Source organism: Billgrantia saliphila, assembly GCF_002930105.1.
Taxonomy (GTDB): Bacteria; Pseudomonadota; Gammaproteobacteria; order Pseudomonadales; family Halomonadaceae; genus Halomonas; species Halomonas saliphila.
Window position 1 is genome coordinate 1 of sequence record NZ_PJRN01000034.1, and the last position, 10,836, is coordinate 10,836.

9 protein-coding genes and 2 pseudogenes are annotated in these 10,836 nt (G+C 67.5%); 6 read left to right on the forward strand and 5 right to left on the reverse strand.

The features are described 5' to 3' along the window. A pseudogene (locus CYJ07_RS19990) lies at positions 1–255 on the forward strand (aldehyde dehydrogenase (NADP(+))); the annotation flags it as partial. A 22-nt stretch (positions 256–277) separates the two neighbouring features. On the opposite strand, the gene CYJ07_RS19995 reads toward CYJ07_RS19990, so the two are convergent. Continuing rightward, on the reverse strand, positions 278–1,519 hold the full coding sequence (locus tag CYJ07_RS19995) for an amino acid deaminase (RefSeq protein WP_104205458.1): 1,242 nt from the start codon (positions 1,517–1,519) through the stop codon (positions 278–280). A gap of 108 nt (positions 1,520–1,627) precedes the next feature. On the opposite strand from CYJ07_RS19995, the gene CYJ07_RS20000 reads away from it, so the two are divergent. The 5 genes and pseudogenes from CYJ07_RS20000 (at position 1,628) to CYJ07_RS20015 (ending at position 6,065) form a co-directional block, all read left to right on the forward strand. Beyond that, complete coding sequence (locus tag CYJ07_RS20000) at positions 1,628–2,491, forward strand: MurR/RpiR family transcriptional regulator (protein WP_104205459.1); 864 nt, start codon at positions 1,628–1,630, stop codon at positions 2,489–2,491. 1 nt (position 2,492) lies between these two features. Continuing rightward, positions 2,493–2,996 (forward strand): annotated as a pseudogene (locus tag CYJ07_RS20810) (amidohydrolase family protein); the annotation flags it as partial. 73 nt (positions 2,997–3,069) lie between these two features. Then, positions 3,070–3,978: an amidohydrolase family protein gene (locus CYJ07_RS20815; protein ID WP_269320560.1), complete on the forward strand. Its 909-nt coding sequence runs from the start codon at positions 3,070–3,072 to the stop codon at positions 3,976–3,978. A gap of 52 nt (positions 3,979–4,030) precedes the next feature. Further along, on the forward strand, positions 4,031–4,423 hold the full coding sequence (locus CYJ07_RS20010) for a RidA family protein (RefSeq protein WP_104205460.1): 393 nt from the start codon (positions 4,031–4,033) through the stop codon (positions 4,421–4,423). A gap of 190 nt (positions 4,424–4,613) precedes the next feature. Continuing rightward, positions 4,614–6,065, forward strand: coding sequence for a sodium:solute symporter family protein (locus CYJ07_RS20015; protein WP_104205465.1), 1,452 nt, complete (start codon positions 4,614–4,616; stop codon positions 6,063–6,065). A gap of 89 nt (positions 6,066–6,154) precedes the next feature. On the opposite strand, the gene uxuA is transcribed toward CYJ07_RS20015, so the two are convergent. Genes uxuA through CYJ07_RS20035 form a run of 4 tightly spaced genes read right to left on the reverse strand, consistent with a single transcriptional unit; the run spans position 6,155 to position 10,755 of the window. Then, positions 6,155–7,336 (reverse strand): mannonate dehydratase, encoded by a 1,182-nt coding sequence (uxuA, locus tag CYJ07_RS20020; protein ID WP_104205461.1) that lies wholly within the window; start codon positions 7,334–7,336, stop codon positions 6,155–6,157. Between the two features lie 43 nt (positions 7,337–7,379). Continuing rightward, positions 7,380–8,870: a mannitol dehydrogenase family protein gene (locus tag CYJ07_RS20025; protein ID WP_104205462.1), complete on the reverse strand. Its 1,491-nt coding sequence runs from the start codon at positions 8,868–8,870 to the stop codon at positions 7,380–7,382. Next, positions 8,867–10,150, reverse strand: coding sequence for a TRAP transporter large permease (locus CYJ07_RS20030; RefSeq protein ID WP_104205463.1), 1,284 nt, complete (start codon positions 10,148–10,150; stop codon positions 8,867–8,869). The genes CYJ07_RS20025 and CYJ07_RS20030 overlap by 4 nt, the downstream gene beginning before the upstream one ends. Beyond that, a complete protein-coding gene (locus CYJ07_RS20035; protein ID WP_104205464.1) occupies positions 10,141–10,755 on the reverse strand; it encodes a TRAP transporter small permease in 615 nt (204 codons plus the stop codon). Before CYJ07_RS20035 ends, CYJ07_RS20030 begins: the two co-directional genes overlap by 10 nt. Positions 10,756–10,836 lie beyond the last annotated feature (81 nt).

Here is a 10,836-nt window from a genome sequence, read left to right on the forward strand (position 1 = left end):
CTCGAGCGCAAGGCGGGTCGCATTCTGGCCAACGGCTGGCCGACCGGGGTCGAGGTGTGCCACGCCATGGTGCACGGCGGGCCCTACCCGGCGACCTCCGACAGCCGCACCACCTCGGTGGGCAGCGCGGCGATCTTCCGCTTCCTGCGCCCGGTGTGCTACCAGGCGCTGCCGCAGGGGCTCCTGCCCGAGCCGCTCAAGGACGGCAATCCCTGGCAGGTGTCGCGCCTGGTCGACGGCAAGCGCGAGGCCTGAGAAGCGCTACACCCCGAGGCGGCTAGAAACAGGTTGCCAGGCTGTCCTGAACCTCCAATGCCTCGTTCACCAGTAGCAAGTGACGCCACTTGTCGAAGGTGAGGCATGGATGGGAGGCGCCGAAGGCGACGATGTCGCCCACGGCCACATCGCAGGCATCGTCGGGCAGATGCACGAAGGTGTGCTGGTCCATCAGCTTGGCCACCTGCCACCCCGCGACGGAGAGCGTTTCGCCTGGATCGCCTCCTTCGCGGTAGCGGCGCAGCACCACCGGCAGCTGGTCGTGGCCGATGTCACGCTTACCCAGGGCAACGATCGCCAGGCCCGGCTCGGGCAGCGACTGCACCTGGGCGAAGACTTCCAATGCCGGCTCGAGCCCGCGCTGCAGATCGGGGCGCCGCCTCAGCACATCGCGCTGGGCCTCGCGATAGAGGCCGTGATCGTGCACCACGTAGCAGCCCGGGCGCAGCACCGGCACGAAGCGATCCGTTAGCGAGGCGGCCTGGAACGCCTCGGCAATCAGGTCGTACCAGGCCGAACCGGAAGCGGTGATGATGGGCGCCGCCACGCCGAAGCTCCCCGCCGCATCCAGCGCCAGCGCAGTCTCGACCAGACGCTGGGCGTAGGCGCGCACCGCCGCGGCGGGGTCCGCGCCGTGCACCACGCCTTCGTAGCCCTCCAACCCGGCGAGGACCAGCGCCGGTTCGGCTGCGACGGCCTCGGCCAGTTCTTCTACGGCGGCCTGGTCGCGACAGCCGCAGCGCCCCCCCGGTACGCCCAGCTCGATGAGCACCGCCAGGCGCAGGTTGCGCTCGGCGAAGAAGCGTCCCAACTGGCGCACGTTCTCGACCCCGTCCACCACGCAGTAGAAATCGGCGCCGGCCGCAATCAGCTCCGCCACCATGGCCATGTTGGCCTGCCCCACCAACTGGTTGGCCATCAGCAGACGTCGCACACCATGCACGAAGGCCGCGCGACACTGAGGAGCCGTGGCCAGGGTGATCCCCCACGCTCCCGCCTCGAGCTGACGTCGGAACAGGGCCGGCGTCATGGTGGTCTTGCCATGCGGCGCCAGGCGTGCACCGTGGGCATCGGCGAAGCGCTGCATCCACGCCAGGTTGTGCGCCAACGGCGCCTCATGGATTACTGCTGCCGGCAGACTGACTCCGCTCAACAGGTCGGGCCGCAGTTCGACGGTGCCCTTGTCGACGCCTCCCCGCTCGACGCCGGCCCCCTTCGCGATGCTGCCCCCAGGTTCCTGCATGTCATGTCTCCTCTCGATATGCACTTCTTGATAGTTATTTTCACACCCACTTGACGAATAGTTAGAAACTAACATAGTTTTCAAGCGAGGCAACACAGGAGCCCTTCGGTGAGCCAAGAGATCGACATCCTCTCCCGCATTACGGCGGACGTCGCCAGCCTGCGCGATGCTGAAAAGAAAGTCGCCGAGCTGATCTTCGCCGATATCGACTTCGTCACCGAGGCCAGCATCAGCGAGATCGCCGCCCGGGCCGGCGTGAGCGATGCCAGCGTGACACGCTTCGCCCGCGCCGTGGGCTGCAGCAACGTGCGCGACCTCAAGACCCGTCTGACCCGGTCGCTGGCCGTGGGTCGGCGCTTCATCCAGGAAGCCGCCCCCGAGGACGGCCCCGCGGCGGTCTACGAGATCGCCACCCAGACCCTCGCGGTGAATCGCGACCTGATGGCCCAGGCCGACGTGGCCGGCGCCGTGGAGCGCCTCGACGCCGCCCGCCAGATCCTTGTCTTCGGCGCTGGCGGCGGTTCCAGCATGCTGGCACAGGAGATGCAGTTCCGCCTGGTACGACTCGGCTATGCGATCTGCGCCTATCCCCAAGCACTGCTGCCGCGCATGGTGGCCTCGACTCTCGACCCCGCCGACGTGGTGGTGGTGCTCTCGGTGACCGGCTATACGCCGGAGATGGTGGAATCGGCACGCATCGCCCGCCAGTACGGCGCCCAGGTCGTGGCAATTACCGCGCAGGGTTCGCCCTTGGCGGAGAATGCCGACGTGACGCTGCCGGTGGCGGCCCGCGAAACCGATTTCATCTATCACCCCTCGGCGTCGCGTTACGCCATGCTCGCCGCCATCGACGTGCTGGCCCTGGAGCTCGCCCTGCGCCATCGCGAACGCTCCCGCGACAAGCTGCGCCGCCTGAAACTCACCCTGGACGCCCATCGCGGCGGCGATAACCGCCAGCCGCTGGGAGACTGACATGCGCTACGACCTGCTGATTCGCAACGCCCAGGTTATCGACGGCACCGGTGCCGCTCCCTTTCAGGCCGACGTGGCTGTGCGCGGCGACCGCATCGTCGCCGTGGGCGACCTGGCCAGCGCCCATGCCGACGACGTGATCGACGCCGACGGTCGCTATCTGACCCCAGGCTTCATCGATGTGCACACGCATGACGATACCAACGTGATTCGCACTCCCGAGATGCTGCCCAAGCTCTCTCAGGGTGTGACCACGGTGGTGGTGGGCAATTGCGGCATCAGCGCGAGCCCGGTGACCCTCGCGGGTGAGGTGCCCGATCCCATGAACCTGCTGGGCCAGGCCGAGGATTTCCGCTATGCGAGCTTCGCCGCCTATGCCGAGGCGGTGGAGGCGGCAACCCCCAGCGTCAACGTCGCCGCCCTGGTGGGCCATACCAGCCTGCGCAGCCAGGTGATGGACGACTTCGCCCGCCCCGCCAACGGTGCTGAGATCGCCGGGATGGCGCGTCTGCTTTGCCAGGCGCTGAGCGAAGGCGCCCTGGGGTTGAGCTCGGGTCTCGCCTACCGCAACGCCTTCCATGCACCCACGGCGGATGCAGCCGCTGGTGGCCGCGGTGGGCCGGGCCGGCGGGGTCTATACCACCCACCTTCGCGACGAGTTCGCCGGGCTGTTCGAGGCCATGGACGAAGCCTTTGCCACGGCTCGCCACGGCCGGGTGCCGCTGGTCATCTCGCACCTGAAGTGCGCCGGTGCCGGCAATTGGGGCGGTGCGCCGCATGCCCTGGAAAAGCTCGAACGGGCGGCACTGCACCAGTGCGCCCACTGCGACTGCTACCCCTACACGGCGGGCTCCTCGACCCTAGATCTCGGCCAGGTCACCGACGAGATCGCGATCGTCATTACCTGGTCCGAACCGCATCCCGAGCAGGCCCGCCGGCCGCTCGCAGCAATTGCTGCCGATTGGGGCGTGTCCCTGCTGGATGCAGCACGGCGCCTGCAGCCGGCCGGGGCGGTCTACCACAACATGAGCGAGGACGACATGCGCCGGGTGCTGGCCCATCCGCTGTCGATGGTCGGCTCCGACGGCCTGCCCAACGACCCGCATCCGCACCCGCGGCTATGGGGCGCCTTTCCCCGCGTGCTGGCACGCTACAGCCGTGACCTGGGCTTGATGCCCCTGGCCGAGGCGGTGCGCAAGATGACCGGTCTGTCGGCCGCCAACTTCGGCCTCGACGATCGCGGCGTGATCCGAACCGGGGCCTTTGCCGACCTGACGCTGTTCGACCTCGCCACCCTCGCGGATATCGCCGACTACGACACGCCCATCGCTCCGGCACGGGGCATCGAGATGGTCATGGTTAACGGCGTCGTCGGCTATCGCCAAGGCGCGGCCACCGGCGAGCGTGCCGGGCGCATGCTGCGCCGTACCCAGAGCATTCCCAATTCACCGACCCAAGGAAGCGCTGATTTATGTTGCGAGCGATGAGAGGCCGACCGCCGCGATAAATCAGTTTCCATAACCCAACTGGAGGATTTCCATGAGCATTACCCGATACGGCGTCGAAGGCGGCGTCGGTACCGGCGGACAGAAGCTGCCGTTCGCCCGCGCGGTGGAGGCCGGCGGCTGGCTCTACGTCTCCGGCCAGACGCCGATGCGAGACGGCGAGGTGGTCGAGGGCGGCATCGTCGAGCAGACCCGGCTCGCCTTCGACAACTGCCTGACGATCATGCGCGAGGCCGGCTACGGCGTGGAGGACGTGGTGCACGTCACGGCGGTGCTCACCGACGCGCGTTATTTCTCGTCGTTCAACAAGGTGTTCCGCGACGTGTTCGGCGACAACCCGCCGGCGCGCATCTGCAGCGTCCAGGACCTGGTAGTGGACTGCAAGGTGGAGGTGGACGTTAAGTGCTTCCGGCGTGACCGGACGTAAGAAAGGGGGTGTCGTGCCCCGGCAAGGGCACGACACCGGATCGTCGGCGGGGCCTCACAAGACAAGACCGTCCCGCCGGCAATCGTGACATTGCTTCCCTCGGCCGCGGCAACGGCCGGGCAAACAACGACAAGAGGCTACCAGGAACAGTCAAATATTCCTTGCCACCTTTCTGGTGTACGTCGTCGCCATGATCGGTTTCGGCTGGTGGATTTCCCGCCACAAGCGCGGCAGCGGCGACGACTTCCTGCTGGGCGGTCGCAGCGTGCCGCTCTTCCTCACCATCGGCACCACCGTGGCCACCATGGTCGGCACCGGCTCGAGCATGGGGGCGGTGGGGTTCGGCTACGCCAACGGCTGGGCCGGGGCGTTGTACGGCATCGGGGGCGCCACTGGCGTGCTGCTGTTGGCGCTGCTGTTCGCCCCGGTGCGCCAACTGCGCTTCATGACCATGAGCGAGGAGCTCGCCTACTACGTGGGCGCCAACCGCCTGGTGCGCAACCTGGTGGCCGTGCTGATCTATATCGCCTGCATCGGCTGGCTGGGCGCGCACATTCTGGGTGGCGGGCTCTACCTCTCCTGGATGGCGGGCATCGACCTCAACACCGCCCGCGTCCTGGTGGCCCTGGGCTTCGGTGTCTACTGCGTGATCGGTGGCTACTTCGCCGTGGTGTGGACCGATACCGTGCAAGCGGTCATCCTGTTCGCCGGCTTCCTGCTGATGGCCGTGCTCGCCCTGATCGAGGTCGGCGGCTTCTCGGGCCTGACTGCAGGAATGGATGCGGGCGCGGCCAGCTTCCTCGGCATCGGGGCGATCGGCGGCCTGCCGGCATTGTCACTGGCGGCGGTGATCGCCATCGGCGTGCTCGCCACCCCCTCGTTCCGCCAGCGCATCTACTCCGGCGAGTCGGTCTCCTCCGTGCGCCGTTCCTTCGTGATCACCGGCGTGCTCTACCTGGGCTTCTCGATCATCCCGGCGATCATCGGCATGTCCACCCATGCGCTCAACCCCGGCCTCGAGAACAGCAACTACGCGTTCCCCTTCCTCGCCACCGAGGTGTTGCCCCTGGGGCTAGGCCTGCTGCTGCTGGTGGCGGGGCTCTCGGCGACCATGTCCAGCGCCAGCTCGGATGCCATCGCCGGGGTCTCCACGCTGATGCGCGACATCTACGTGCTGGCCACCGGCCGGACGCCCTCCGCCCGCAACGTGGTGCGCTTCTCACGCATCGCCCTGGTCGCCACCATCGGCCTGGCCCTGGCGTTCGCCCTGACCTCGGACAACGTCATTACCTATATCACCCGCATGATCGCCACCATCATGGCCGGGCTCTTCGTCTGCGCGCTGCTGGGTCGCTTCTGGCCACGCTACAACTGGCAGGGCGCGGTAGCGACCCTGGCCAGCGCCTCAGCGACATCGCTGACGATCATCGCCAACGCCGACTGGAACGCCTATTGGGGCAACCCCAGTCTGCCGGCGGTCCTGGTGGCACTCGTTGTCGGGGTGGCGGTGAGCCTGGTGACGCCGGCTTCACGGGTGACGCCCGAGCAGGCCCTGGCGATGCTCGATGAGGAACGCCGCCGCATGGAGCAGGTGCCCGACGCCCCCCTCTCGGCTGGTCCGGTGGCCGCCTCCGGCCAGTAGCGGCTCTTCCGACAAGCGATACGGCCCCGCCGAGCGTTCGGCGGAGCCGTATCGTTTTCCTGGCGATGCTACCCGCAGCGACGCGGCGGCTATCGGACCGTCAGCCGGCGCACCGCCAGCTCCACCCCGCGCAGCTCGGCCAGCCCGCGCAGCCTGCCGTAGAGCGGATAGCCCGGCGCCGTGTCGCGCTGCTGGTCGTCGAGAATATGGTGGCCGTGGTCGGGGCGCAGCGGCAGTCGCGAGCCGCCTTCGCGTTCGCGGCGTCGCTCCTCCTCCACCAACGCCTGGATCACTGCCACCATGTCGACGTCGCCGTCGAGGTGCGGCGCCTCATGAAAGCTGCGCGGGTCGGGCGTCTCGCGCCGAGTCGAGCGCAGGTGGGCGAAGTGGATTTTCGGCCCGAAGCGTCGGATCATCGCCGCCAGATCGATGTCGTCGCGAACGCCGTAGGAGCCGGTACACAGGGTCAGGCCGTTGGCCGGGCTGGGCACGGCATCGAGCAGCCACTGGGCGTCCGCTGGCGTGGAGACCACCCGCGGCAGGCCGAGCAGCGGGCGCGGCGGGTCGTCGGGATGGATCGCCATGCGCACGCCCGCTTCCTCGGCCACCGGGATCACCGCCCGCAGGAAATGGACCAGATGCTCACGTAGTCGCTCGGCATCGATCTCGGCGTATTGCGCCAGCACGCCGCGGAACCTTTCGAGCGTGTAGTGCTCCTCGGCTCCCGGCAGGCCGGCAATCAGTGTGTCGACCAGCCTGTCGCGCCCGGCCGGGTCCAGTTCGTCGAGATAGGCCCGGGCGGCGGCCTTCTCGTCCTCGCCGTAGTCGGCATCGGCGCCGGGGCGCTCGAGCAGGTAGAGGTCGAAAGCGGCAAAGGCCACCTGATCGAAGCGCAGCGCCAAGGCCCCATCCGGCAATCGCCAGGCCAGGTCGGTGCGGGTCCAGTCGAGCACCGGCATGAAGTTGTAGCAGACGGTGTCGATGCCGCAGGCCGCCAGGTTACGCAGGGTCTGGCAGTAGGTATCGATCAGTTCATCGCGCTCCGGCAGCCCCTGCTTGATCGCCTCGTGCACCGGCACGCTCTCCACCACCGACCAGGAAAGGCCCGCGGCCTCGATCGTCGCCTTGCGCTCGGCGATGGCCTCGACCGACCAGACCCGGTCGTTGGGCACATCGTGCAGCGCCGTGACGATGCCGGTGGCGCCCGTCTGGCGGATCTCCTCCAGGCGAACGGGATCCTTGGGCCCGAACCAGCGCCAGGTGTGCTCCATGGGACTCTCTCCTCTCTAGTGCCGAATCATCGGCTCCGATTCATCAGCGCCGACCCAGGCTGGCGATCGCCTCACCGAGCCCGCGTCGGGTCAGGTTACGGTAGGCGGCCGTCACCGCCGCCGCAAAGTCGGCATCGCCCGCCAGCGCCGGTGGGAACACGGCATCGAGTTCGAGAAAGGCCGGCACCAGGGCCTCGATATCCTCACCGTGGGCCTCGTGCAGCAGCTTGTACGTCGTTGCCAGCGGATCGTCGACGGCGTAGGCGTTGCCATGCAGGTCGTGCCCGGCGGTATAGCGGATCCACGCCGCTACGCCCAGTACCGTGCACGACACCTCGGCTCCCGCCTCGAGCCGTGCCAGGGCGCCGTGCAGCCAGCGTTGGGGCAGTTTCTGCGAGCCATCCATGGCGATCTGCTGCAGACGGTGGCGCAGGCTGTCGTTGGCGAAGCGCGCGAGCAGCGAATCGGCATAGGCGTCGAGGTCCGTTCCCGCGGGCATGGAGAGCGTCGGCGCCGCCTCCTCCAGCATATAGCGGCGCAGCAGTCCGCGCAGATCGTCGCGGCTCACCGCGTCGAACACCGTCTCGATGTCGTCAAGCGCGCCCAGGTAGGCGAGCAGCGAATGGCTGCCGTTGAGCATGCGCAGCTTCATGGTCTCGAATGGCGCCACGTCGGCGACCATCTCCACCCCCTCCGCTTCCCAGGCCGGTCGTCCAAGGGGGAAGTCGTCCTCGACGACCCATTGGCTGAACGCCTCGCCGACCACTGCATTGGGATCCTCGACGCCCAGCTCGGCCAAGCGCGCAAAATCGGTCTCGGTCATCGCCGGCACGATACGGTCGACCATGCTGCAAGGGAACGCCACAGCGCTCGCGATCCACTCCGACAGCTCGATATCGCGGCAGGCGGCCAACTGGATCACGGCGGCACGGGTGCGTCTCCCGTTGTCCGGCATGTTGTCGCAGGAGAGCACGGTGAACGGCGGCTGGCCCGCCTCGCGGCGGTGCGCCAGCGCCTCGACCAGAATGCCCGGGGCGGTGCGCGGCGTATGCGGCTCGCGAATGTCATGCGCGATCAGCGGATCGTCGCGCAACAGGCTGCCCTCGGCGGGGCTGAGGAAATACCCTTTCTCTGTCACCGTCAGGGTGACGAGACGCGTATCGGGCGACACCAGCCGCGCCAGCAAGGCGTCGAGATCGCGCCCCCATGAAACGGCACCGTCACGGCCGGTACGCTTGTCCTGACCCGTGAAGTGCGTCTCCTCGATCACGCCGATCTCGCGCAGGGTGACGTTGTCGCGGTCGGCATATTCGGCGACATGGTAGCGATGGCCGGCGTCGCGCAACGCATCGACCAGCGCCACGCCCCCGCGCAGGTTGGCGCTGCTCACGCCCCAGGTGTCATCGCCACTGCGCTGGCGATAACGCTCCAGATAGACCGCCTGGTGGGCGCGATGGAAAGCACCGAGACCCAGGTGGACGATGCCGAGGCGCCCGGAAGGCGCGGCGGCCGCTAGACGTGTCACGTCGTTCATCTTGCCCCCATCAGCAGGTCGGGAAGCCACAGCGAAATGGCCGGCACATAGGCCACCAATAGCAGTACCAGGAGATTGCAAGCCAGGAACGGCAGGATCGCTCGAGCCACGGTGAGCATCTGCAGCTTGCCGATGCCCGCGACCACGAACAGGCACACCCCCACCGGCGGCGTGGTCAAGCCGATCATCAGATTGAGGACCGCCATGACCGCAAAGTGCACCGGATCCATGCCGACTCCGGTGGCCACGCCAAGCAGCGCCGGAAACAGGATGATCAGCGCCGCGATGGTCTCCATGAAGGCGCCTACGAACAGCAGGATCAGGTTGATGATCAGAATCACCACGATGGGGTTGTCGCTGATGGACATGATCAAGGCGGCAACCGTCTGCGGGATCTGCTGGCTGGTGAGAATCCAGCCGAACAGGTTGGCCAGGCCCACCAGCAGCAGCAACGCCGACGAGGTCAGCACGGTGTCGGTGAGAATCGCCGGTAGCTTGCGCCAGGTCAGCCCCTTGTAGACGTACATGCCGACCACCAGCGCGTAGAGGCTGGCAACGATCGACGCCTCGGTGGGCGTGAAGAAGCCGCCGATGATGCCGTAGAGGATGATCGCGGTCATCAGCAGCGCCCAGAACGCGGTGCGCCCTTCGCGCAGCAGCTCGCGCAGGGTGGCGCGGCGCTCCTTGGGATAGCCGCGCTTCACCGCCAAGAGGTAGACGGTGATCATCATCGCCACGCCCAGCAGCAGGCCGGGCACGGCCCCGGCAAGGAACATGCGCCCCACCGAGACGCCCGCCAGCGAGCCGACGATGATCATCGGCACGCTGGGCGGGATGATCGGTCCGATGGTCGACGAGGCGGCGGTGACGGCAGCGGCGAACGGCTTGTCGTAGCCGGAGCGCGCCATGCCGGGAATCATCACCGAGCCGATGCTGGCGGCATCCGCTACCGCAGTGCCCGAGATACCCCCGAAGATCATCGAGCCGCCCACGTTGGCCAGGCCCAGGCCACCGCGTATATGACCGACCACGGCGTTGGAGAAACGCACGATATGCTCGGTGATGTTGCCCACGTTCATCAGGTTGCCGGCCAGCACGAAGCCGGGGATGCATAGCAGCACGAAGGTATCGATGCCCGAGTACATGCGCTGCGGCACGATAGTCAGCGAGATGCCCTCCAGCAGCAGGTAGGCGAGCGATGAGATGCCCAGCGCAAAGGCGATGGGCAGGCCCAACACCAGCAGTACCAGGAACACGCCGAACAGCACCATCACTTCCATGTCGCGGTCTCCCGGTCGGCGCCAGCGGGCGATCGCAGCAATGCGGCCAGGCCCTCGACGAGACCGATCACGCTGTAGAACAGCACCAGGGCGAACAGCAGCGCGGTGGAAAAGAAGATGTAGAACATGGGCACTCTCAGGGTGGGTGAGGTCTGCCAGGTCCCGTTCTGGGCGAACTGCCAGGCGGCGGGCAACACCATCAGGGCGAAGCCGCCAATCAGAAGGCAGATCAGGGCCTGGTAGGCGGCGCGTGAGCGCAGCCCTAGCAGATGATGGTAGAGCTCGACGTTGACGTGCCGGTGGCGGCGAATCGCCACCCCCGATGCCAGTGCCACCATGTAGATGAACAGGTAGCGCGACAGCTCCTCGGTCCAGGCCAGGGTGAACGGCAGGAACAGGCGCCCCGCGATCTGCAGCAGTACGGTCGCGGCAATCGCGACCAACGCCAGGTTGGCGAGCAGAATGAACAAGGTGTCCACCCAGCCGATGACCCGGCCCAGCGGGCCCTGGAGCCTGGGTACCGCGGACAGGGAATCGAGGCTGGCCACCACCTCCTGTCCGTCGCGCTCGGATTCACCCTCGGCACGCTGTGGGGAAGTATCCATAGGCGTTCCTCGCTGGGGCCCGGCGGACCCCGATGGGATGGGCGGGCACGCAGCCCGCCCCGGCGTATCAGAGGTCCTGGA

What these genes read in the sequence shown, in the direction of transcription:
- uxuA (WP_104205461.1), bottom strand. Translation starts at nt 7,336, where the DNA reads ATGGAGCACACCTGGCGCTGGTTCGGGCCCAAGGATCCCGTTCGCCTG.
- CYJ07_RS20010 (WP_104205460.1), top strand. Translation starts at nt 4,031, where the DNA reads ATGAGCATTACCCGATACGGCGTCGAAGGCGGCGTCGGTACCGGCGGA.
- CYJ07_RS20815 (WP_269320560.1), top strand. Translation starts at nt 3,070, where the DNA reads ATGCACCCACGGCGGATGCAGCCGCTGGTGGCCGCGGTGGGCCGGGCC.
- CYJ07_RS20030 (WP_104205463.1), bottom strand. Translation starts at nt 10,150, where the DNA reads ATGGAAGTGATGGTGCTGTTCGGCGTGTTCCTGGTACTGCTGGTGTTG.
- CYJ07_RS20035 (WP_104205464.1), bottom strand. Translation starts at nt 10,755, where the DNA reads ATGGATACTTCCCCACAGCGTGCCGAGGGTGAATCCGAGCGCGACGGA.
- CYJ07_RS20015 (WP_104205465.1), top strand. Translation starts at nt 4,614, where the DNA reads ATGATCGGTTTCGGCTGGTGGATTTCCCGCCACAAGCGCGGCAGCGGC.
- CYJ07_RS20025 (WP_104205462.1), bottom strand. Translation starts at nt 8,870, where the DNA reads ATGAACGACGTGACACGTCTAGCGGCCGCCGCGCCTTCCGGGCGCCTC.
- CYJ07_RS19995 (WP_104205458.1), bottom strand. Translation starts at nt 1,519, where the DNA reads ATGCAGGAACCTGGGGGCAGCATCGCGAAGGGGGCCGGCGTCGAGCGG.